General features: G+C 46.6%; 26 protein-coding genes. 22 read left to right on the top strand and 4 right to left on the bottom strand.

Annotation, left to right across the window (positions count from 1 at the left end):
* Positions 1 to 20 precede the first annotated feature (20 nt).
* The 9 genes from A3Q3_RS0104565 to A3Q3_RS0104525 all read left to right on the top strand — a co-directional run bounded on the left by A3Q3_RS0104565 (position 21) and on the right by A3Q3_RS0104525 (position 6,187).
* Positions 21 to 530: a disulfide bond formation protein B gene (locus A3Q3_RS0104565; RefSeq protein ID WP_020182393.1), complete on the top strand. Its 510-nt coding sequence runs from the start codon at positions 21 to 23 to the stop codon at positions 528 to 530.
* Positions 527 to 790, top strand: coding sequence for a hypothetical protein (locus A3Q3_RS0104560; protein ID WP_020182392.1), 264 nt, complete (start codon positions 527 to 529; stop codon positions 788 to 790). The genes A3Q3_RS0104565 and A3Q3_RS0104560 overlap by 4 nt, the downstream gene beginning before the upstream one ends.
* A complete protein-coding gene (gene cysM / locus A3Q3_RS0104555; protein ID WP_020182391.1) occupies positions 787 to 1,692 on the top strand; it encodes a cysteine synthase CysM in 906 nt (301 codons plus the stop codon). Before A3Q3_RS0104560 ends, cysM begins: the two co-directional genes overlap by 4 nt.
* Before the next feature lie 2 nt (positions 1,693 to 1,694).
* Positions 1,695 to 3,653, top strand: coding sequence for a hypothetical protein (locus A3Q3_RS0104550; RefSeq protein ID WP_020182390.1), 1,959 nt, complete (start codon positions 1,695 to 1,697; stop codon positions 3,651 to 3,653).
* A 60-nt stretch (positions 3,654 to 3,713) separates the two neighbouring features.
* Entirely contained in the window at positions 3,714 to 3,935 is a 222-nt protein-coding gene (locus A3Q3_RS0104545) for a hypothetical protein (protein ID WP_020182389.1), read from the top strand.
* Between the two features lie 9 nt (positions 3,936 to 3,944).
* Complete coding sequence (locus tag A3Q3_RS0104540) at positions 3,945 to 4,364, top strand: YdbL family protein (protein ID WP_020182388.1); 420 nt, start codon at positions 3,945 to 3,947, stop codon at positions 4,362 to 4,364.
* A 30-nt stretch (positions 4,365 to 4,394) separates the two neighbouring features.
* Positions 4,395 to 4,718 carry a quaternary ammonium compound efflux SMR transporter SugE gene (gene sugE / locus A3Q3_RS0104535; protein WP_020182387.1) on the top strand — a complete coding sequence of 108 codons (324 nt, stop codon included), beginning with the start codon at positions 4,395 to 4,397 and terminating at the stop codon, positions 4,716 to 4,718.
* A 124-nt stretch (positions 4,719 to 4,842) separates the two neighbouring features.
* Positions 4,843 to 5,325 carry a hypothetical protein gene (locus A3Q3_RS0104530; RefSeq protein WP_020182386.1) on the top strand — a complete coding sequence of 161 codons (483 nt, stop codon included), beginning with the start codon at positions 4,843 to 4,845 and terminating at the stop codon, positions 5,323 to 5,325.
* A gap of 88 nt (positions 5,326 to 5,413) precedes the next feature.
* A complete protein-coding gene (locus A3Q3_RS0104525) occupies positions 5,414 to 6,187 on the top strand; it encodes a 3'-5' exonuclease (RefSeq protein WP_026361754.1) in 774 nt (257 codons plus the stop codon).
* Positions 6,188 to 6,219: 32 nt separating this feature from the next.
* Here A3Q3_RS0104525 and A3Q3_RS0104520 read toward each other — a convergent pair whose 3' ends face one another.
* Positions 6,220 to 6,867 (bottom strand): hypothetical protein, encoded by a 648-nt coding sequence (locus A3Q3_RS0104520; RefSeq protein WP_020182384.1) that lies wholly within the window; start codon positions 6,865 to 6,867, stop codon positions 6,220 to 6,222.
* Positions 6,868 to 7,041: 174 nt separating this feature from the next.
* On the opposite strand from A3Q3_RS0104520, the gene rlmD reads away from it, so the two are divergent.
* A complete protein-coding gene (rlmD, locus tag A3Q3_RS0104515; RefSeq protein WP_020182383.1) occupies positions 7,042 to 8,442 on the top strand; it encodes a 23S rRNA (uracil(1939)-C(5))-methyltransferase RlmD in 1,401 nt (466 codons plus the stop codon).
* Between the two features lie 72 nt (positions 8,443 to 8,514).
* Here the strand turns inward: rlmD and A3Q3_RS0104510 are convergent, their stop codons facing one another.
* Complete coding sequence (locus A3Q3_RS0104510; RefSeq protein WP_026361753.1) at positions 8,515 to 8,880, bottom strand: DoxX family protein; 366 nt, start codon at positions 8,878 to 8,880, stop codon at positions 8,515 to 8,517.
* A gap of 164 nt (positions 8,881 to 9,044) precedes the next feature.
* Here A3Q3_RS0104510 and A3Q3_RS0104505 point away from each other — a divergent pair, with 164 nt between their 5' ends.
* The 3 genes from A3Q3_RS0104505 (at position 9,045) to A3Q3_RS0104495 (ending at position 12,562) form a co-directional block, all read left to right on the top strand.
* On the top strand, positions 9,045 to 10,355 hold the full coding sequence (locus A3Q3_RS0104505) for an ammonium transporter (RefSeq protein ID WP_020182381.1): 1,311 nt from the start codon (positions 9,045 to 9,047) through the stop codon (positions 10,353 to 10,355).
* Positions 10,356 to 10,398: 43 nt separating this feature from the next.
* Positions 10,399 to 11,037 carry a hypothetical protein gene (locus tag A3Q3_RS0104500; RefSeq protein ID WP_157355043.1) on the top strand — a complete coding sequence of 213 codons (639 nt, stop codon included), beginning with the start codon at positions 10,399 to 10,401 and terminating at the stop codon, positions 11,035 to 11,037.
* A 175-nt stretch (positions 11,038 to 11,212) separates the two neighbouring features.
* Positions 11,213 to 12,562 carry an ABC transporter substrate-binding protein gene (locus tag A3Q3_RS0104495; RefSeq protein WP_020182379.1) on the top strand — a complete coding sequence of 450 codons (1,350 nt, stop codon included), beginning with the start codon at positions 11,213 to 11,215 and terminating at the stop codon, positions 12,560 to 12,562.
* Here A3Q3_RS0104495 and A3Q3_RS0104490 read toward each other — a convergent pair.
* Positions 12,555 to 13,247, bottom strand: coding sequence for a VIT family protein (locus A3Q3_RS0104490; RefSeq protein ID WP_020182378.1), 693 nt, complete (start codon positions 13,245 to 13,247; stop codon positions 12,555 to 12,557). The two genes, A3Q3_RS0104495 and A3Q3_RS0104490, sit on opposite strands and share 8 nt — an antisense overlap.
* A gap of 166 nt (positions 13,248 to 13,413) precedes the next feature.
* On the opposite strand from A3Q3_RS0104490, the gene A3Q3_RS0104485 reads away from it, so the two are divergent.
* The 7 genes from A3Q3_RS0104485 to A3Q3_RS0104455 all read left to right on the top strand — a co-directional run bounded on the left by A3Q3_RS0104485 (position 13,414) and on the right by A3Q3_RS0104455 (position 20,371).
* Positions 13,414 to 13,896 carry a L,D-transpeptidase gene (locus A3Q3_RS0104485; RefSeq protein WP_020182377.1) on the top strand — a complete coding sequence of 161 codons (483 nt, stop codon included), beginning with the start codon at positions 13,414 to 13,416 and terminating at the stop codon, positions 13,894 to 13,896.
* Positions 13,897 to 13,925: 29 nt separating this feature from the next.
* Positions 13,926 to 14,834: a nickel ABC transporter permease gene (gene nikB, locus A3Q3_RS0104480; RefSeq protein WP_020182376.1), complete on the top strand. Its 909-nt coding sequence runs from the start codon at positions 13,926 to 13,928 to the stop codon at positions 14,832 to 14,834.
* On the top strand, positions 14,831 to 15,625 hold the full coding sequence (locus A3Q3_RS0104475) for an ABC transporter permease (RefSeq protein WP_020182375.1): 795 nt from the start codon (positions 14,831 to 14,833) through the stop codon (positions 15,623 to 15,625). The genes nikB and A3Q3_RS0104475 overlap by 4 nt, the downstream gene beginning before the upstream one ends.
* Before the next feature lie 24 nt (positions 15,626 to 15,649).
* Positions 15,650 to 17,365: a molecular chaperone HscC gene (locus A3Q3_RS0104470; protein WP_020182374.1), complete on the top strand. Its 1,716-nt coding sequence runs from the start codon at positions 15,650 to 15,652 to the stop codon at positions 17,363 to 17,365.
* A gap of 20 nt (positions 17,366 to 17,385) precedes the next feature.
* Positions 17,386 to 18,333, top strand: a complete 948-nt coding sequence (locus A3Q3_RS0104465; protein WP_020182373.1) for a hypothetical protein — start codon at positions 17,386 to 17,388, stop codon at positions 18,331 to 18,333.
* A 56-nt stretch (positions 18,334 to 18,389) separates the two neighbouring features.
* Entirely contained in the window at positions 18,390 to 19,094 is a 705-nt protein-coding gene (locus A3Q3_RS0104460; protein WP_020182372.1) for a queuosine precursor transporter, read from the top strand.
* Between the two features lie 146 nt (positions 19,095 to 19,240).
* A complete protein-coding gene (locus A3Q3_RS0104455) occupies positions 19,241 to 20,371 on the top strand; it encodes a class I SAM-dependent methyltransferase (protein WP_020182371.1) in 1,131 nt (376 codons plus the stop codon).
* Between the two features lie 4 nt (positions 20,372 to 20,375).
* Here A3Q3_RS0104455 and A3Q3_RS0104450 read toward each other — a convergent pair whose 3' ends face one another.
* Entirely contained in the window at positions 20,376 to 20,567 is a 192-nt protein-coding gene (locus A3Q3_RS0104450; RefSeq protein ID WP_020182370.1) for a CsbD family protein, read from the bottom strand.
* 206 nt (positions 20,568 to 20,773) lie between these two features.
* Here A3Q3_RS0104450 and nagZ point away from each other — a divergent pair, with 206 nt between their 5' ends.
* Together nagZ and A3Q3_RS0104435 are read left to right on the top strand one after the other, a co-directional pair.
* The gene (nagZ, locus tag A3Q3_RS0104445; protein ID WP_020182369.1) at positions 20,774 to 21,820 is read left to right on the top strand and encodes a beta-N-acetylhexosaminidase; all 1,047 of its coding nucleotides are present in this window, start codon (positions 20,774 to 20,776) and stop codon (positions 21,818 to 21,820) included.
* Between the two features lie 120 nt (positions 21,821 to 21,940).
* On the top strand, positions 21,941 to 22,627 hold the full coding sequence (locus A3Q3_RS0104435; RefSeq protein ID WP_020182368.1) for a Bax inhibitor-1/YccA family protein: 687 nt from the start codon (positions 21,941 to 21,943) through the stop codon (positions 22,625 to 22,627).
* Positions 22,628 to 22,670: the final 43 nt, after the last annotated feature.

Raw genomic sequence — 22,670 nt, 5'->3', positions numbered from 1 at the left:
TATGCAAGAAAGACCATGCAATGACATCCTGTATCTCACGCTGCTTAAAAGGTAAATCTGGTTATTTGGTTGGATTTGCTGCCTGCTTTGCTATTGTTATGTTGGCTTTGGTCGTGCAGACCACTTATCATTTAGAGCCTTGCCCGCTGTGTATTTCACAGCGTATCGTCTTTATGAGCTTGGGGGTATTGTTTTTAATCGCTGCCTTTATTCCACCTGCTCATGTGTTGAAAAAAATATTCGCACTATTGCAAGTGCTCACAGCGCTAGGCGGTGCAGGGGTTGCGATTCGACACTGGTATCTGCAAGCCAATAGAGAGAGCATGATTGCCGATTGCGGTGTGGGTTTTGATTATATGTTTGAAAATTTTCCGCTACAAAAAGCATTCAAATTGCTGTTTCGCGGTACCGGAGATTGCGCTGCCATTGATTGGACGCTGCTTGGGTTAACGCTGCCGCAATTGGCCTTGATTTGCTTTGTTGGATTTGCCGGCTACGCTATCTGGTTGTTAAAAAGCGCCAAAGCATGAGTGAGCGCGACATACATAATGCGGAACCTTCTGCATTAAGAGGCTGGCTGGCAAGCCTTAAACTAGGTGGGATAGCTTTTTTGCTATTTATTTTGGCCTGTTTACTCTACGGTTGGTTTAATCCTTTTACGTTTTGGCATGCGTATGCTGATGCCGGACGTAATTCAAGTATTGCCCATGCGCTATATTATGGCGTGTTTGTTGGGCCGGTTATTGTTGCAGTTGTAACGTTACTGGCCAGATTTGTGATGAAGAAATGAATATAAAAACACCAAATTTTAAAACATTAGATGATTTTGTAGGCAATACGCCTTTGGTTGCTCTGCAACGCATGAACCCGAACAAGAGCAATACCATTTTGCTGAAACTTGAAGGCAATAATCCGGCTGGTTCAGTCAAAGATCGCCCAGCCTATAGCATGATTAAACGGGCAGAGGCACGTGGGGATATTAAACCTGGTGATACCTTGATTGAAGCAACCAGCGGCAACACCGGCATTGCATTGGCCATGGTAGCCGCCATGCGGGGCTATAAAATGGTGTTGGTGATGCCGGAAAACCAAAGCGTGGAGCGCAGGCAAAGCATGAAAGCCTACGGCGCGGAATTGGTGCTGACCCCTAAAGATGGCAGCATGGAATTGGCGCGGGATGTCGCAATGAAGCTGCAGGCCGAGGGTGAGGGTATTGTGCTGGATCAGTTTGGCAATATGGATAATCCCCAAGCGCATTACGAAGGTACTGGCCCTGAAATCTGGCGTGATACCGAAGGGCAAGTTACACATTTTGTCTCTAGCATGGGCACCACCGGGACCATCATGGGGACTTCGCGCTATTTAAAAGAGCAGAATCCCAATATCCAAATCATTGGCGTGCAACCGGAAGAAGGTTCACAGATTCCAGGGATTCGTAAATGGCCGGAAGAGTACATGCCGACCATCTACGACCCAAAACGCGTGGATGAGCTGCGTTATGTAAGCCAGCAGCATGCGGAAAACGTGACACGAAAACTGGCGGTAGAAGAAGGTATCTTTGCTGGTATCTCTAGTGGTGGTGCGTTATATAGTGCATTACAGCTTTCCAGAGAAGTCAATAATGCCGTGATTGTGAGTATTGTGTGCGACAGGGGTGACAGATATCTGTCGACAGGCGTGTTCCCGGCGTAGTGATGTGGCGCGTAGCCCTTATTGGTGTGTTGTGGTGTGCAAACGCGTATGCACTCACCGGGGTCAGCATCACGGCAGATAGCATTACTTACGATGAAGCCGTACTGACCGATGCCAAAGTGACGTTGGATTTGTCCGGCAATGATCAGGCAATTGTTGATGCCAAGACCTTGCAATATGGAGCGGCTCGGCTAGACGATGCACATATTCTGCTGGATTTAAAAGCCAATACGACCTTACTGGTGAAAGCGCGACAAATCTCTTCCCCACAGTTTGATGCGCGCAATCCTACTATTTATCTGGATTACCGTCAGACAACCTTACAGCCCACATTAAGCTTTAACGCAGAGATTAAGCCGCTGTCAGATAAGCAGTGGGCTAACTTCAGTTTGCATTGCTTGATTCCACCCAACAAACAAAACGATACTTGGCATTGTGTAGATGGCTTATATGTAGGCGAGCGCACGCGTGTACCGTTTACCATTGACTTTCTACCGCAGCCTAACGGTTTGGAAGCAGATATCCAGTTCAAGCAGGTCAGTTTTAGTGATGAATCTGGGCTGCATGCAGGCGACAAACTCACTGGTAGCGTCAAATTATCAGCCCAGTTAGTCAAGTCCAAATGGTCGTGGAAGGGTGTGTTTAGCTGGAAAGAAGGCGAGTTGTTCTGGCAACCATTCTATTTTGGCCAGGCCGGCAATCAGTTTGATATTCAAGGGACATATCAAGCCCCCATGCTCAATATTCAGCAGGCCAACTTGCAAATCAACGGCGTAGGCCAACTCTCGGCCAGCGCCGATATTAATGTACAAACCAAAGCGTTTAACGACATTAAAGTGAAAGCGCGTGATGTCGATTTTGCTGGGTTGTATCAGACATTTATCCAACCGATGGCACAGAAGTCGGTGTTTGGTAATTTGCGCGTATCAGGCAAAGCAGACTGGGAGTTTGAAGTAAAAGATTTGCAACCGCAAAACTTTGAACTGAATATCGAGAACGCCAATATCGAAGACTTGAATGGAAAGTTCGGTTTTACCAATCTTAATGCGCATATCCCTTGGGATTACAACCAAGCCAAACAGATATTTCTGGCGTATGAGCGTGGACATTTGCTCAAGCTGCCTTTGGGCCTTACGCATCTAGCAGCAGAAGTAAACCGCTATTCGATTGTGACACCACAATTGAACCTCCCCATTTTAGATGGTGCGTTGCAGTTTGAAGATGTGTCTGCCGCTTGGGTAGGCAATGGCATGGTGTGGCACTTACAAATGAAGCTACAGCCCATTAGCATGAATAGCTTTAGCAAAGCGTTGGGCTGGCCGGAAATGAAAGGGCACATCGATGGTCAAATCCCATTGATCACTTACGCTAATCAACAACTGAATATGGACGGCCAAATGCGGTTTAATATGTTCAACGGCATGGTCGCCATGTCGGATCTGCGCATAGACCGCCCGATTGGTGTGGCGCCTAAACTCTATGCCAACCTGACCATGCGCGATATTGACTTGGGTGATTTGACACGTACTTTTAATTTTGGCTCGATTGAAGGCAAGCTGGAAGGCGATGTCAAAGATTTACGATTGGAGAATTGGAAGCCGGTGTACATGGATGCGATTATTCAAACAGCGGATGGCAAGCATCTGAAAAAGGTCTCGCAACGCGCGGTGGAAAACATCACCGCTTTAGGGGGCGAAGGTACGGCTGCTGCGTTACAACGTACGTTTTTGCGATTTTTTAAAGAGTTTAACTACGAAAAAATTGGGTTAAGCTGTCAACTAAGGCAGGATATTTGCAAAATGGGCGGGGTGGAGTCAACGCCAAGTGGGTTTGTCATCGTTAAAGGTAAAGGTGCACCTACCGTGAATGTGAATGGTTATACGCAATATGTCAGCTGGAAAGATCTGCTGGCCAGAATGCAACGCATTACCGACGGTAATACCAAGGCTGTCGTACAATAAGCCATCGCACATTTAGGCGATGATGTAGGGAGTAATCCAGTGGAATCAAAAGGAACCAGAATGAGACGCGGACAAATTGAATTTGGGAAAACTTGGCTGGTAATAGCAGGGTTGTTAGCGGTAGTAGCGCTACCGGCATGCGTGACCATCAATATATATTTCCCGGCAGCGGCGGCAGAAAAAGCGGCAGACAAAATCATCGATGAAGTCTGGCAACTGAAACAAGAGCAAGAGGGGGCGCAAAATCCTCCTGCAGCGGCGCCCACCACCACGACACCCTAAGGAGTTTATATGAAGAAACTATTATTGACAGGTTTGCTGAGTATGACGCTGATGGGTGGTGTAGGCTTGCTACAGGCGGCGCCTGATCTAGAAGCGAATACGCCGGTAATCACTGCTATTAAAACCAGTATGCAGACACGCCATGCACAATTGCAATCATATTATGGGTCTGGTGCCATTGGCTTGACACAAGATGGCTATATTGCAGTGAAAGATGCCAGTGCCGTGCCACTGTCTCAGCGTGGTGGGCTGGCTGGGCTGGTGAAAGATGAAAACAGCGACCGCGCTAGACTCTACAAGGAAATTGCAGCCGCCAATGGCCATCCGGAGTGGCAAGGGGAGATTCAAAGTACCTTTGCCGGGCGCTGGATTGATAAAGCACAAGCGGGTTGGTTCTATCAAAAAGAGGGTGCTTGGGTTAAAAAATAACATATATATTGCATTAAGAAAGCTAAATAGATGAATTGGTTGATATTGGTATTAGCAGGCTTGTTTGAAATTATTTGGGCGATTGGCCTGAAATACACCGATGGTTTTACAAGACTATGGCCTACCGTAGGTACAGTGACGGCCATGGTGATTAGTGTAGGCTTGCTTGGCTTGGCCATGAAATCGCTGCCAGTGGGCACCGCCTATGCTGTATGGGTGGGCGTGGGTGCAGTGGGTACCGCAATATTGGGCATAGTCTTGTTCAATGAGTCGGCCAATTGGGGTCGGCTTGCCAGTTTGCTGTTGATTATTATCGGTATTGTTGGATTAAAGCTAGCTACACCAGCCAGCTAAATGACTGCAAGGGTAAGACGAGTTTTATAAACTGAACCCTGAATGCACATTTATTTCACGTTTTAAATCAATACACAATCACATACACTGAACCTAACTTCTCAAAAGTAAAGGGAGTGTTGTGATGCCAAGTAATCTTTATGTGCTACCTGCCTATGGCAAAGCCATCACCTTGGATGATCAAGGTGTGTTCTATGTAATGAATCAGTATGAAGATACGATTCAAAGCGTGATTCAACTGAGCTACGCGCGAGACGAATGGTGTTTGATGCAGTTGCAACACACCAGCGTAGCCGATGAATACTGTTGGACGGTGATGGCGGAGGATAGCCGTTATGCACTGAACAGCATGACTTCTAGCCAAATTGCCCATCACTTTGCACGACCTGAGTTTGCTGAACCCAAAGGTGCCTGGCAAGTCATTCGTAATCAACAGTATGGCTTTGGCAAGTTCACTCCATTAGAAGCCAATCAACAAATAGCTTATGCGCTCTTGATGTTTGAGCAAGATGAAATCAAAGCAGTCATTCGCTTGCATAGAATGCAAGAAGACATGATGCAAACGATTGTGGAAGAAACCGTAGAACGAGAAGTCGAATTCGCCTAATTCATCCAGTGGTCGTCATTGGTTTGTAAGTGACAGCAAGGCTTGGCATAGGCCAAGCCGGTGCTTTTAGTGTAAGCTATCGGGCATGATTATGCCTACCCTCATTTTTGATATTGAGACCATTCCGGATACGGAAGGCCTTCGCACTTTATATAACCTCCCTGATAGCGTTACCCCAGCAGAAATTGCCAATATTGCGTTTCATCAGCGCAGGCAGCATAACGGTAGTGATTTCTTGTCGCTACATCAACACCGTGTTTGTGCGATTTCTTGCGCATTGCGTGAAGGCAATCAATTTAGGGTGTGGACGCTGGGCGATGCACAATCAACAGAAGCAGAAATCATTCAGCGTTTTTTTGATGGCATAGAAAAATACACCCCGCAAATCGTCTCATGGAATGGTGGCGGTTTTGATTTGCCCGTCTTGCATTACCGCGCAATGATCAACCAAATACAGGCACCGCGTTATTGGGATTTGGGTGAGGACGATAAAGACTTTAAATGGAATAACTACATCAGCCGTTACCACATGCGCCATTTGGATTTAATGGACGTACTTGCGATGTTCAATGCCCGCGCCAATGCGCCGTTGGATGAAATTGCGCAATTATGTGGATTCCCCGGTAAGTTAGGGATGGATGGCAGTAAAGTGTGGGGCGCTTATCAAGCAGGTGAGATTGAGGCGATACGCAATTATTGCGAGACCGATGTGGCCAATACTTATTTGGTTTTTTTACGGTTTCAGCTGATGCGTGGCCACTTGAGTCCAGTTGACTATGAAAAAGAAGTACAGTTGGTGCGGGATACCTTGAGTGGTTATTCAGGTGAGCACTGGCAAGAGTTCTTAAAGGCGTGGAAGTAATAAATATTATCTCCCACGCTCGTCTTAACTTTTTACAACACAGCGTGCTTGCGGCGCAAGCCCATTAATGCAAGCAATGCTGAGCTTAGTAACCAAATAGCCGGTGGTACGGGTACAGCGGATACGTTATCTTGGCCGCCTTCCTGATGGGTATTATTAGGGTCGATATCTTCTTTTTTGACCAAGTAAATTGGTTGTTTATTTTTGCCTCCACTGCCACCACCGCCTGCGCCGCCGACACCACCACCAGAAAAATTACCCGAATCCTGATAAGGCATGAAACCAGCCGCAATTGCGTCTTCTAAATCCATGACGTATTGTTCCAACCCTTTTGCCACACCTGCACCTGTCTCTTCGGTAGGTAAATCGAACACGTCATTAGAAGCGACAATCTCGCCTTCTTGGAAAAAGTTAGCATGTTTGAAAGGACTCTCACGCAACACAGGGTCTATTTGGCTAAAAGCTTTTTCCCAGCGTTGAATAAATGGCGTATGGGCTTCTGCTGCTTGAATAGATGGGATGCCAATACCATGCCCCGACTTTACAGTGGACTCATTTTCCATCGCTTGGTTTGGTTTGGATTGCATAGCATAAGCTAGCAGCGATATCAATCCTAGCATGGCGAATAATGCATATTTTAAACGGTTGTTTTTAGTTTGTTTCCGCGCTCTGGTTTTCATGGTGCGCCCCAAAATAGCTATGACGAATAAGTACGCACATTACCCATTTGGGGGATATGCCGCAATAGCTCGTTTGCACTAACCAAGCTCAATAATGGCGTGAATGCTAGCTTTAACAGGTTTAATCAATATGAGAGTGTCTATTCTGCGCGCGCATCGGCTAAAATAGCGGCTATGAGAAGAAACCGTAATCAATCCCGTCAGTCTGCCACGCCCCAACCCATCCAAACTGCATTTATCGAATCGCTCGATCAGGAAGGACGTGGTGTAGCGCATGTGGATGGCAAAACTATTTTTATTGATGGCGCTTTGCCGCAAGAGCATGTCAGCTATCAATCCCACCACGTAAAACACACGTTTGAAGTGGCCAATGTGGTGCAAGTGTTTAAGCAAAGTAACCAGCGTGTCAAGCCGCAATGTCGGCACTTTGGGATATGCGGCGGCTGTAAATTGCAGCATCTGGATTTTGCCGCGCAAGTGGCCGCCAAGCAGCGCTTGTTAGAGAATGACTTCAAACATATTGGCAAGGTAAAACCAGTCAATATGCTGCCTCCGTTGTATGGTCCCACTTGGGGTTATCGTCACAAAGCGCGTTTGAGTGTGAAATACGTAGAGAAAAAACAACGCGTGCTGGTGGGCTTTAATGAAAAAGCCACGCGCTTTGTGTCGGACATGAATAGCTGTGAAGTGCTGGTGCCGGAAGTGTCGGCATTGATTCAACCCTTGCAAGAGATGATTTTGCAATTGAGCTTACGCGATAAATTGCCACAAATTGAGTTGGCGGTGGGTGAAGCCGTAGACAGTCATCCCGTCATTGTGCTGATTTTCCGCATTATGGCTGGCTTAACCAGTGAAGATGAGCAACTGCTAAAGGCGTTTGCGGACACGCACCAAGTGCAGATTTGGACGCAAACCAAAGGCCCGGACACCATCATGCCATTTTATCCTAATGCGACTCAATTAGAGGCGCATGCAAGCAATGGCTTTGGTGCACAGCTGCAATATAGTCTGCCAGAGTTTGGCCTGACTTATCCGTTTAAGCCTAACGAATTTACGCAGGTCAACCCGCAAATCAACCAAGTGATGATACGTCGCGCTATGCAGTTGTTATCACCACAGGCCGATGAAAAAATCGCAGATTTCTTCTGTGGTATTGGCAATTTTACCTTGCCCATTGCGCGTAGTGGTGCACAGGTATTGGGCTTGGAAGGGTTGGCTAATTTGGTTGAGCGTGCTAACGAGAGTGCACAGTTAAATCAAATTAAACATGTGAAGTTTGGCGTGGCTGATTTATTCAAAATGACCGAAGCTAGTTTGACCGAGCTAGGCCGTTTTGATAAATGGCTGGTGGATCCACCGCGCGATGGTGGGTTTGAGTTGGTCAAAGCAATCACGGCTGACAATGCACCTAAGCGTATTGTCTATGTGTCATGTAATCCGGCCACACTGGCACGCGATGCAGGTGTGCTAGTCAATGAAAAGGGTTATACCTTGGCTGCGGCAGGGGTTATCAATATGTTCCCCCACACTGCACATGTGGAGTCTATTGCGCTGTTTACGCTCAACGATGCTTAATACAAGCGGGGTGTAAAAAAGGCGATGCAGGTGCATCGCCTTTTGCTTGCTGCCAGCGAGCTTAACGTATCGTTATTTATCTATACTGTAGGCTGTTTTTCCACTCACTGCTAGCAGTAGCAAGCCACCGGCCATGGCAATATTTTTCAAGAACAAGACGGTTTGTATTTGATCGCCGAAATTGCTGTGGAAAATAACGGCAGCGATTACCGAGAATCCAGCTAACGCAAACGCTGCGTATTTGGTTTTAAAGCCAACAGCAATCGCCAAGCCGCCCAGCAGTTCTAGCGCGATAGTCGGCCATAACAACACGGTTGGCACACCCATGGCTTGCATATAACCGGCGGTGCCTGCCGGGTCTGAAATCTTGCCGACGCCGGCGAGTATAAAAATCAATGCCAACATCACTCTACCTATTAACTGGATGATTCCGTTCATATGCTTCTTCCTCTCTTGTTGTCATAGAAAATTGCAAAGCCATCATACGTGAACTGTTTTGGTTTGTCATATGGCCGCCCATGTGGCTAGTGCGCTGATAGTTGGCGCGCTTATTGCTGTAGCAGATTGATATTTCAATCATGAATACATCTTGAGAAGAGCCTATGCCATTATCTAAAAAATTAGCCCTGATGCTAAGTGCGGTTTGTGTGTTGTTTCCTCTGATGAGCGTTGCTGAAACCGTGGATGCCAAAGTGATTCATACCCTATGGGTGGTGATTGCAGGGGCCATGGTGTTTTTGATGCAGGCCGGATTTGCGTTGCTGGAATCCGGTATGGCGCGCGCAAAAAATACGGTGAATGTGATGATGAAAAACTACATGGATTTGTGTGTGGGCTCATTACTATTTTGGCTGGTGGGGTATGGTCTGATGTTTGGCAGCAGCCCCACAGGTTGGGTTGGCACAGATTTATTTGGTTTGGCCAGAGCCCCCGATTGGGACTTTAACTTATTGTTTTTTCAGATAATGTTTGCCGCTACAGCCGCTACGATTGTAAGTGGTGCCATGGCAGAGCGTACTAATTATGTGGCGTATTTGATTGGCACATGCGGTATGTCCGCGCTGATCTACCCCATTTATGGCGGCTGGGCATGGAATGATCATGGCTGGTTAAAACAAATGGGATTCATTGATTTTGCAGGCTCCACTGTTGTGCATTCTGTGGGTGGTTGGTGTGCATTGGCTGCGATTATGTTGCTTGGCCCACGCTTAGGACGCTTTGGTGCCAACGGAGAAGTGCGGGATTTGCCGGGCCATAACTTGGGATATGTCACCATTGGTGGCTTTTTGTTGTGGTTTGGCTGGTTTGGTTTTAACGGGGGCAGTACCCTCACGGCAGGCACAAATCTTGGGCATATTTTATTGAACACGCACATGGCAGGTGCAGCGGGTGCAGTAGGGGCATTGCTCATTAGTTATTTAATGCGCAAACCTGCGCTGATGACAAACGCCGTCAATGGCAGTATTGCAGGCTTGGTGTCGATAACTGCCGGCTGTGCCAGTATGGCGCTTCCCTATGCTGTGCTGACTGGCGCAATTGGCGGCGTGTTGTCTGTGTTAGGGGTAATGCTATTAGAACGCATGCGCTTAGACGACGTGGTGGGCGCAGTGGCGGTGCATGGATTTTGCGGAGCTTGGGGTACTTTGGCCGCTGGTCTATTCTTAATCGGCAACATGTATAACCCGCATCAAATCATGGTGCAAGTCATCGGCATCACAGCTGCATTTTTGTGGGTGTTTGTGACAGCATTTAGCATGTACTGGTTGATTTCAAAAACAGCAGGATTACGCGTGAGTGCGATGCATGAGCAGCGCGGTTTGGATATTACTGAACATGGCGAGATTGGCTATCCCGAGTTTAGTCATGCCACGGCCTATTCTTCAGATAATCTTAAATCGCTAGAGAAACTGTGATGATAGTGTTAGCGGTAAATACAATGACATACAGGTATACGCTATGGATTTAAAAACGAGGCGCAGAGCCATCTATACGGGCATGCGGCCATATTTTGATGATGCCGCACTGCTAGCGGCGATGCATTTGTGGCAAGTCAAATATTCCGATAAGCCCAAGTTTGCATTCACTGAGTTTTTATCAGAATGTTGCCAAGATAAAGATCTGCGCTCACAGCGTACGCATATCTTGAGCTCCATTTTTAAAGCGCTAGATATGCCAGAGCGAGACTTGCTGCCAGATCCCTTTGATATTGCTGAGCATCAAGTGGCCAGTTTGCCGCTGGCGGTACATGGTTGCGATGATGTCACTACGGTATTTGTACATTTGTTCCGTCATTTATTGGGCACGCTGGCCGAAAAAGAGGTGCTGAGTGTGCGTTTAGCCATACTGAATCAATTGGATAAGCTGAATTTAGATGCATTAAGAAAAGCCTTTTTAAGAGACTGGTTAGACAAGCGTGCATCGGCACTGCCTTTGAGTTATAGCCTAGAGACCATGCGGCAGATCATTAACTTTTCCTATGTGGCCATTTGCGAATCAATGGGTCCAGTGAAGGCAGATCAGTTATTGGCCAATGTCATCAAAGCATCAGAAGAATACGCAAAACAGATGGAAGTAGAGCTGCACGAGTTTCTCTAAAGCATTATGTTTACACATACACTTGTAAGGTGTTGATGTAATAGATTTTACTGGAGTGAGATGAATATCAAGTAAAATTGCGTGGATGAAATTTCTCGCCTATTTACTTAGCCTATCATTTGTTCTGCTGGGGTGCACACCTACTCAGCCTGCAAATACGCCAGCTACGATACGGATGGCTATTGCCCAAGCGCCGTTGAATTTAGATCCGCGTTATGCCACAGATGCTGCTTCCGAGCGCGTGAATCGCTTATTGTATGAACGCTTGGTCGAGTTTGATGCAAGCTCAAAAGCCGTACCTGCGCTTGCTAGTTGGCAACAACTCAGCCCGCTGCATTACCAATTTACGCTTAAGCATCAATCTGCGTTTCATGATGGCCAATTGCTCACTGCGCATGATGTGAAAGCCACTTATGCTAGTTTTCTCACCTTGCCAGATGCGCCGCATCGTGCCGAATTTGAACATATTGCACGCATAGCAGTGGTGTCTAACCAAGTATTGCATTTTTACTTGAAGCAGCCGGACCCACACTTTATTGAGAAGCTCATTATTGGTATTTTGCCGGCGACAGGCATTGCGCAAGACCATGATTTTGCCCATGCGCCCATTGGGAGCGGTCCGCTCAAGTTTGTCCGTTGGCAGAGCGCCTTAACGTTAGCACGGGTGGCAGATGGCCAGCAGATAATACTCACAGAAGTCAAAGACCCAACCGTGCGCGTGCTCAAGTTGCTGCGCGCAGAGGTGGATGTGCTGCAAGGCGATTTGCCGCCGGAACTGGTGGGCTATTTAAAGTCGAAACCGGATATTACGGTGAAATCACATGTAGGCTCGAACTTCTCTTACCTAGGCCTGAATATGCAAGACCCCGTGCTTAAGCAACTGAAAGTGAGGCAAGCGCTGGCACATGCGATTGATCGGCAAGCGATTGTGCGGCAGGTGATGGTAGACCAGACGCGCTTAGCAGAGGCCATTTTACCGCCCGAGCATTATGCCGGTAACCGTCAGTTAGCGCCGTATGCATATCGCCCTTTGTATGCAAAACAGCTGTTGCGTGAGGCAGGCATTCAGTTGCCACTCAAGCTGGTATACAAAACCTCAACCGATGCACAACGGGTACGTTTTGCCACCATATTACAAGCGCAAATGGCGCCAGCAGGCATTGATTTGGAAATCCGCAGCTTAGATTGGGGCACCTTTTTTGAAGAGATAAAGCAAGGGCAGTTTCAGGTCTATGGCTTAACGTGGGTGGGTATTAAAACGCCAGAAATCTACGCCAAAGCCTTTGCGAGCAATGCGACTCCACCGCATGGGTTTAATCGTGGCCGGTATAGTGATGTAACGTTAGACCAGCTGCTGGTAAAAGAGAGCTGGCCTGCCGTCACACAGCGTATTCATCAGCAACTGCCTTATATTCCACTATGGTACGAAGGACAGTTTGCAGCGTATCGAGCACCTGTGCGTGACTATGCTGCACAATCGGATGGTAATTGGGACGGGCTGGCAACGATTCAATTGCTTAAGTAAGCGCTACACCAAATAGCTTGCCCACCATGGCGGTGATCAGCATGGCAAGCGCTCCCCAGAACGCGACTCTACTTGCGCCAGTGATGAGCTTTGCACCGCCAGCTTTTGCGGCTAAACCACCCAGTATGGCTAGGAACAACAAGGATAATCCGGTGACTGCTTTGATTAGGTAAGGTTGCGGGGCCAGCGCGGTCACTATGAGTGGCAGCGCTGCACCGACGGCGAACGTGCCCGCAGACGCGGCTGCAGCCACAAGCGGTTTGGCTGCAACTGTATCAGACATACCAAGTTCGTCACGTGCATGGGCACCAAGCGCATCGTGTGCAGTCAGCGCCAACGCCACCTGATGTGCTAAATCCGCATTTAATCCTCGCCCTATGTAAATGCCGGTGAGTTCTTTTAACTCACTTTCCGGCTCATGTGCGAGTTCATGCGATTCTTTTGCCAAGTCAGCAGATTCAGTATCCGCTTGTGAACTGACCGACACATACTCTCCAGCGGCCATAGACATAGCCCCCGCCACCAAACCAGCAATGCCAGTCAGTAAAATAGAGGAATGGCTCGCTTGCGCAGCTGCTACGCCAATAATCAAACTGGCGGTAGAGACAATGCCATCGTTTGCGCCTAGCACTGCGGCACGCAACCAAGCAATACGATGCGACTTATGAAACTCAAAATGCCTCAATATACTCCCCCAGCTTTTTAACAGCAGTGAATTAAAACATACACCTTGAAGTGTAGTCTGTGATATCTGACATCACGTTGATATATATCATATCCGTATAAAATTTTAGTATCCAGATATGCTGATTGACTACCTTGGATAAGAATACCGTAAAATACACGCAACTATGCACATCCAAATTTCCATTCCTAAACAAACACTTTATTTGTTTGATGACAATTTTATATTGTTGGCCGAGTATGCAATTTCCACTGCTGCCAACGGTGTGGGCTGCGAAAAAGACAGCGGATGCACGCCGCTAGGTAAGCATATTGTCCGTGCCAAGATTGGGGCTGACGCACCTGCCAATACCGTGTTTATAGGACGGCGCCCAACCGGTGAAATTTTCACCCCTGAGCTGATGACAGAATTTCCTAACCGGGATTGGATATTGACACGCATTTTATGGTTGAGCGGGCAGGAAATCGGCAAAAACCGATTAGGCAATGTCGATACCATGCAACGCTATATTTATATTCATGGTACGCCAGACAGTACGCAGTTAGGCACCATCGGCTCGCATGGCTGTGTGCGCATGCGTAATGCCGATATCATCCAACTGTTTGAGCAGGTGCCAGTAGGCACTACGGTAGACATTCAGAATGCGTAGTCTATGCAATATGTATACGGGGCCAAATATTGATTAGCCGTTGTTTAAGCTTACTTTCTGTCGTGTTTGGTGTGTTGTTGCTCACCTTCTTGCTGATTCATTTGGTACCGGGCGATCCGGTGGAAGTGATGCTGGGTGAGTCTGCCACGGCAGCCGACAGTGCTGCTTTGCGTGAGGAGTTGGGATTAACACAACCCTTGGTCATACAATTTGGTACGTATTTAAAGAAGCTCGCACAAGGGGATCTTGGGCAATCTATTCATACCAAAACGCCGATTACTACGCTGATTCAAGCGCGCTATCCTGCAACAATTAAGCTAGCACTTGTGGCACTTGCGCTTGGTTTGCTGATAGGCATTCCCATGGGAATTTTTGCAGCATTGCATGCAGGGCATTGGCAAGATTTTGTTGTGACAATCATCAGCGTACGCTTTTCTGCCATGCCTGCCTTTTGGCTAGGGCCATTGCTCATGTTGCTCTTGGCAGTATGGCTAGGGTGGTTACCGGTGAGTGGCATGGATCATTCAACTTCCATTGTGTTGCCCGCGCTGACATTAGGGTTTGGCTTAAGTGCAATCCTCACCCGCATGACCCGTACTAGTTTGTTAGAAGTGCTCAACGAGGACTATATCCGCACCGCCCGTGCCAAAGGGCTTAGTGAGCGCACGGTGATTGTGAAACACGCTTTACGTGCTGCCCTATTGCCCATCATCACCATTGTGGGTTTGCAAATGGGGAGCTTGCTAGCCGGCACCGTGATTACGGAAACGATTTTTAGCTGGGATGGCATTGGCAGGTTGCTGGTAGAGAGTATAGAGAAACGTGATTATCCGATCACGCAAGCTTGCGTACTTATCATTGCCCTTAGTTATGTATTGATTAATCTGCTGACGGATGTGTTGTATCGGTTTGCTGACCCACGGATGAGGCATGCATGATGGCCAAAACATTTGCGATTAGTGTATTAGTGTTTTGGGCATGTGCTGTATTGCTAGCACGCGTATTAGAGGTGCATGGCAACGAGATCGATTTACAGCATATTTTAGCTACCCCATCGTTACACTTCTGGTTTGGCAGTGATGATTTGGGGCGAGACATATTGGCACGCGTACTACGTGGTGCCGAGGTTTCGTTCTTGGTAGCCATTGTAGTCACGCTGGTGAATATGTTGGTTGGTGTCAGCGTGGGTGTGTTGGCTGGTTTTTATGGGGGCAAAGTAGACCGTTTGCTCATGCACATTACCGATGTGTTTTTAGCGTTTCCTGGCATCTTGCTGGCCATCGCTTTTGCCGCAGTGTTGGGGCCTGGCATGTTGAATTTGGTCTTTGCGCTATGCCTCACAGGATGGGTCAGCTATGCTAGATTAGCCCGTGGTCAAACCTTAAGCTTGCGTAATCGGCAGCATGTACAAGCTGCAGAGTCTTTAGGGGCCACGCCATTCCGCTTGATGTTGCGCCATATATTGCCATTATTAACATCTTTGTTAATGGTAGAAGCGACTTACAGCTTAGCCAGTATCATGATTGCAGAAGCCAGTCTTTCCTTTTTAGGGTTAGGCATACAAGCGCCGAGTGCTTCTTGGGGCGCTATGTTGCGAGATGGCGTGCGCTATATGCTAGTGGCACCTCATTACGTTTTGATTGTCGGTTTAAGTTTGATGAGCCTGATTCTGGCGATTAATCTGGGTGGGGATTATCTGCGCGATAAGCTGGATGTGAAGAGCGTTTAAAAAAACAAAAAAGGAAAGTAGTGAATGATTTTAGCAATAGATCTAGGTACAACTAATAGCCTTGTAGCCGTTTGGAAAGATGGGCAGTCTCAGTTAATTCCTAACTCACTAGGGCATGTATTAACACCATCGTGTGTGAGTATTGATGAACGTGGTGATTTGTTAGTAGGGTTGGCCGCACGAGACAGGCTTATTACTCACCCTGATATGACAACTGCGGCTTTTAAGCGATATATGGGTACCCATAAGCAAATTACGTTGGGTAAAAAGAAATTTCGTTCTGAGGAGCTTTCAGCAGTTATTTTAAAAACGCTTAAAGCTGATGCAGAGGCCTTTTTGGGGGAGCAGGTTGATGAGGCAATTATTACCGTACCTGCGTATTTTAACGATACCCAACGTAAAGCCACCCGTTTGGCAGGAGAGTTAGCTGGCCTGAAGGTAGAGCGTTTGTTAAACGAGCCAACAGCCGCTGCTTTAGCTTACGGTATGCATGATAAAGAGGCTGAGAGTCAGTTTTTAGTGTTTGATTTAGGTGGCGGAACTTTCGATGTTTCTATACTTGAGATGTTCTCTGGCGTGATGGAAGTTCGAGCAACCTCTGGCGATAATCACCTAGGTGGCGAGGATTTTGTTACCTTATTAGTGAATGCTTTTATAGACCAGGCTGGGAAACCTGCAGGATTAATATCAGAAAAACTCAGCGCACAGCAACATGCTAAGTTGCGTACAGAAGCGGAGCGCGTAAAGCGAGCGCTTAGCTTGGCGGATGAAGCCACATTTGTGTATAAAGATGCAGCGAAAGAAATTGTGTGGCAAATCAATACTAATCAGTTTGAGGAGCTAGCCAGCCCTTTGCTGAGCCGCTTAAGAGAACCCATAGAACGTGCTTTGCGAGATGCTAAGTTAAGGGCGGCTGATTTAGCTGATATTGTGCTAGTCGGTGGTGCTACGCGTATGCCTATCGTACATCGGTTGGTTGCAAAAATGCTAGGGCGTTTTCCAAGGCGTGATATAGACCCAGACGAAGCAATTGCTTCGGGTGCCGCTGTGCAAGCAGGCCTAAAAATGCGAGATTCAGCCTTGGATGATGTTGTAATGACTGATGTTTGTCCGTTTACATTGGGGGTAGAGACTACAGAGCAGATGGCCTCTGGACAGTATCTTGAAGGCGTGTACCTACCTGTTATTGAGCGCAATACAGTCATTCCAGCAAGTCGCTCCCAGCCTATTTCGCCGCTCACTCCAGATCAAAAATTGATATTGCTTAAAGTGTATCAAGGTGAAAGCCGACAAGTGAGCGAGAATGTGCCGTTGGGCGAGCTAAAAATACCTTTAGCCAAAGCGAGAAGTAGAAATGAAAGTCGATCTTTAGAGGTGCGCTTTACCTATGATATTAATGGCTTGTTAGAAGTTGAAGTGACTGAGCTTGCCACACAAAAAAGATATGATTTAGTCATACAGCAAACTCCTGGAGCAATGACTGACGACGATGTGAAAGTCAGCTTGGAGCGATTGCAGAATCTTAAAATAAGCCCTAGAGAGCAAGTTGAAAACAAAGCCTTGTTATCACGTTTATACAGGCTTTATGAGCAACATCTGGGTGATACGAGATTAGTCGTTTCAGGGTGGATAAATGCATTTGAAATGGTGCTGGAAAAACAAGATCCTAAAGAAATTGCAGATATAAGGACGAAAATTAATCAGTATGCAGATGGCTTAGAAGGTAAGCCAGTGCTATAAGCTAAGGCGATTTCAACACGATGTGGACTATATTAGGCATAGCGCCAACCAGCGATGTTAAAGCAATTAAACGTGCTTATGCAGTTAAGCTAAAAACTATCAATCCTGAAGATGATCCTGCGGCTTTTCAAGTGCTTCGAGGTGCTTATGAACAAGCAATTCAAGCGATAGAAAATGGCTGGGCAGCAGACTATTTGGTTGAGCAAGAAGAGTCGGAAATTGCAAACGATTCAGTAACGCCTGTTCAGTTACATGAGGAGCGCAGCACAGACCCTTTGACGGTAGCACAAGAGCGTTTGCAAGCTAATTTGTGGCAGGAGGCTGATAAAAGGGCTGGCGCGCTGTGTGACGAATTGCTACAAACATTTACCGCAACAAAAGCGCGCGAGCTGTTAAATGAGCGACTAAAAGATGATTGGTTGATCGCTCTTGATTCAAAACACTTTTTTGAGCGTTGTTTGATTAATAAGGTCGCGGAAAAAATCGATGATTTTTGTGATGAGCCTTTAGAAGTGCTGGTTCGCGAGTTCGGTTGGGTAGATCACAAGCACATACTTTGGCATGAAGAGTACTATGCTATGCATACTGTTTGGCAAGATTACCAAAGTCGTAAGACAGCTGTTCAACAGAGCGCCAAAACTAAAAAGACGGACTCTAAAACGAATTCTTGGCTAATTTGGCTATTGATATTTGCCTTACTCCAGGTGGTCAGAGCTTGTAGTCAATCTGAACCAACCCAAATTAACGAAGCTGATCGGCAAGCGATAGAGTTGAAATTAGAACAGCTTAAGCGCGATGGTACTGTCCATTCTATCGATCAGAAGCCTGCAGCATACTGGGGTAATTTTGATACACCAAACCCATCGCTATACAATAAAGGAAGTATTCAGCAAGAGCTTAACCAATACACTAAACTTAAAGAGGCACAAACAATTGTTGATGAAGTCAGCAAGAAAAATGCTAAATAGACGCTTGGTTGAGCTATCAACGTTATTTTATATATTCTCTGTTATGGCCATCATTTATGCGTAAACAGTACAAATATTACGACCTGATCATGGCAGCATTTGTCTGCGTGTTGGTATGTTCTAATCTTATCGGCCCTGCCAAAGTCACGCAAATAGACGCGCCATTATTGGGAACGCTGACATTTGGTGCTGGCGTTTTGTTTTTCCCCATCTCGTTTATTTTTGGCGATATTCTGACTGAAGTCTATGGCTATGCAGCCAGTCGGCGTGTGATCTGGGCCGGTTTTGCAGGGTTAGCCTTTGCCAGCTTAATGGCTTGGATGATTGTGGCATTACCGCCGGCGCCATTCTGGCAAAATCAACATGAGTATGAGGTAGTGCTAGGTAGTACTTGGCGTATCTCACTGGCTGGCTTGGTCGCATTTGCAGTAGGTGAGTTCGTCAATAGCTACATCATGGCCAAAATGAAAATCATCGCCGCGGGTAAACACTTATGGCAACGCACCATTACCAGTACCATTTTTGGTGAAGCGATTGATACGGTGATGTTTGTGCCGCTGGCGTTTTGGAATACGGGCATTATCCCCAACGATAAAATTCCTTTGGTGATAGGCGCGCAACTCATTGCGAAAATATTGGTGGAAGTCGCATTTACGCCCGTGGTGTATCAGGTTGTGGCATTTCTTAAAAAGGCCGAGCGCGAAGACTATTACGATAAAGACACCGATTTCAACCCGTTTACACTAGAGACAACACGCTAAATAACAAGGTGGGTTGTGACTACTTGATGTCATGCGTGCAGTCTCGCTGTACAATCCTAACTTTCTCGATCTCAACGTTTCACGCGTTTCGTTTCAACCATGCAGCTCGTTATACTTTTTAGCCAGATGTACTTTAAGGATACTCATTGACACAGTTTCAAACCGCCACTTGGCAAGAAAAAAATAAAACGCAGCAAGCGAGCTGGCAATCAGAAGCAAACTTGGCGGTGCCTAAGCATATTGTCATTGCCAATGATGAAACCAAAGCCGATGAAGCCTATAAGCTAGCTTGCGAAGGTACTGCATTGCTGTACCGTGGCGATTTTCAAAATGCAAAACAATTACTGCAAGCCATTACACGCCGTGTCGATCGCAAACCGATTAAGCCGACAGATAATCTGACCGAGGCATTTCACCAACATCGTGCTAGGCAAATTCAACGGGCCAACATCACCAATAAAATACTCATTGAGTTGCAGCATGTGAAGTGCGACTTAAATCGTGCGCCTGATGTAAAAGAAGCAGTATTAGGCGCATTGGTGCTGGATGAAAAGCGCGATAAACCGCCAGTCTCATTATTGCTTTCTTTAAGAGAGTTACTGGGTATGATAGGTGCACACGAGTGGCGCAAAAAAGGGGTGTATATCGATGCCTTGCAAGCCAACGTGCATGCGCACTATGGCGTGTATTCACCCGTACGTGGTGAGTATTTGGAATTGATTAATCAAGCACCACTCAATAACCCAGCAGTCGCTTTCGATATTGGTACAGGTACAGGCGTGATTGCTGCCATTTTGGTGAGTCGTGGTATTAAACAAGTGCTTGCTACCGATAATAGTGAACGTGCGCTGCGCTGCGCCACTGAGAACATTCAACAGTTAGGCTTGGCGCAATATATCAGTGTTCAGCAGGCAGATATGTTCCCAGAAGGAAAAGCCGATTTGATAGTGTGTAATCCGCCATGGATTCCAGCGAAAGCCAATGCACCTATAGAACATGCTATTTATGATCCGAATAGTGCCATGCTGAAAGCGTATTTGGCAGGCGTTAAAGCGCACCTTAATGCAGATGGCGAAGCTTGGTTAGTGATGTCCGATTTGGCAGAGCATTTAGGGTTGCGTGCGCCAGACGCCTTGCAACAATGGATCGCTGATGCTGGGCTGACTATTGTAGAGCAGCTTAGCATTGCGCCTAAACATGCAAAAGCGAGCGATCAGTCTGATCCTTTATATCCGGCACGTTCAAAAGAAGTGACATCGCTGTATCGGCTGAAATAAAAGTCTAAAACAGATTCCAATCTTTAATGGTTTTGGCTTCATCAAAGCTCAAGCTGTACTTTGCTTGTAGTTTGCCGGCAACCCTATCTTTTTTCCCAGATAACACCCATAAACGATTGCCAGCGAGTTTGCCGACAGTCGTTTTTGTTTTGCCTTTGACTTGCATCAAGTAGCCAAACACTGTGTAACGACCCATTGCATGTTCCTTTGTTCTTATTGATGTGATCATTAAACCGGGTTTTTTTCAGGCCAAATATGGTCGTTTTTCCTAAATTGCTATCAGAAGTTTCCTACACATTCTGACAGGCATGATTCAAAACAGTGATTTTAGAACGAAGAAGCAGGCACTTTAAGCTAAAATGCCAGTGATATTAATTGGCACTATTTTTTGGAAGAACCCCAATGAGTTTAGGTCCCGTCATGTTAGATGTAGTCGGCACAGCATTAACTGCCGATGACATTCGTCGTTTACAGCACCCACTAGTCGGCGGTGTGATTTTATTTGCACGTAACTTTGTGGATTGCGAGCAGTTAAAAGCGCTGACTGCTCGCATTCATGCAGTAAGACAGCCTCCTTTGTTGATTGCAGTGGATCACGAAGGTGGCCGAGTGCAACGCTTTAGAGAAGGCTTTACCAAGATTCCACCCATGCGTGAGTTTGGCCATATTTGGGATGAGAGCCCTAAAAGAGCACGTGAACTAGCGACAGAAGCAGGTTTTGTACTGGCAGCAGAGTTGCGTGCGCATGGCATCGATTTTAGTTTTACGCCCGTGCTAGACATGGATTATGGCGATAGTCTGGTGATTGGCAATCGAGCCTTTCATCGTGACCCGCAAGCCATTAATGAACTGGCATTCAGCCTAATGCAAGGGCTTAAAAAAGGCGGTATGGCGGCCGTGGGTAAACATTTTCCGGGGCATGGCTTTGTGGTGGCTGATTCACATGTCAGCATTCCGATTGATGAGCGCGAGTTTGACCAAATTGCGCAAAATGATATGCAACCATTTAGACAAATGATTGATGAAGGCTTAGCTGCGATTATGCCTGCGCATGTCATTTATCCCAAAGTAGACGACAAGCCTGCTGGCTTTTCAAGCAAGTGGTTACAAAAAGTGCTGCGTGAGCGTTTAGGCTTCAATGGTGTGATATTCAGCGATGACCTTAGTATGGAAGGCGCGACAGTAGGTGGCGATGTCACCACCCGCAGCTTGGCTGCGTTAAATGCAGGTTGCGATATGGTGCTGTTGTGCAATAAGCCAGATTTAGCTGATGAGCTATTGAACAATTTAGCATGGAAAATGCCTGCCCAAAGTACCGCGCGCCTAGCGCGTATGCATGGTGCGCATCATCCACAGAGTATGACGCAATTACGTGAAGGCAATGCGTATGTGGATGCGGTAAAACGCGTAGCGATGGTAGGGAAAAAAGAAGGCGATCTCTTTGCATAGTATTTCAATATCATTGATATTGAATGGCATATGCGCGAAAAATTCACTTGAAACTTTTTGCTAATGCCGTTATCTTAAATGTGTTGCCATTTGGCAATTTATGAACAAAGGAAAAAAGTAATGTCAGACAATATGCAAGTATTAGGTCGCGAGGGTAGTTTATCCACAACGCAAAATAAAGTGTTGCGCAACACATATGCTTTGCTTGGCTTAACCATGATTCCAACCGTGATTGGTGCATTCATCGGTATGGGTATCAATTTCAGTATTATTGCGCAGCACCCATTTATGGCGTTTGGTGCGTTTATGTTAGTGACCATCGGTATGCAAATGGCCATTACCGCAAACCGTAACAATAGCTTAGGCATTGTACTGTTGCTAGGTTACACATTCTTATTAGGCGTGATGTTAGGCCCACTGTTACAACACGCCTTACATTTGCGTGATGGCGCACAACTGGTAGGCTTGGCCGCAGGCGGTACTGGCTTAATCTTTTTAACCATGGCGGGTATTGCAACTACGACTAAGCGTGACTTGAGCAACATGGGCAAGTTCTTGATGATTGGTATGGTGTTGGCTTTGGTGGCTATTGTGGCCAATATGTTCTTCCAAATTCCAGCCTTATCATTAGCTATCTCAGGCGTGGTGATTTTGATTTCATCCGGCTTTATTTTGTATGAAGTGAACAATATCGTGCGCGGTGGTGAAACCAACTATGTGATGGCAACGTTGTCTCTGTACATCAGCATCTACAACATCTTTGCTAACTTATTGAGCATTCTGATGTCATTTGGTAATAACGACTAAGCAAGCAATGCCTGAGTAAAAAAACCCGCTACGGCGGGTTTTT

The organism is Methylotenera sp. 1P/1 (genome assembly GCF_000384355.1).
Classification (GTDB): Bacteria; Pseudomonadota; Gammaproteobacteria; order Burkholderiales; family Methylophilaceae; genus Methylophilus.
Note: the sequence above shows the minus strand (reverse complement) of the source record. Positions and strands in the feature narration are given on the sequence as shown.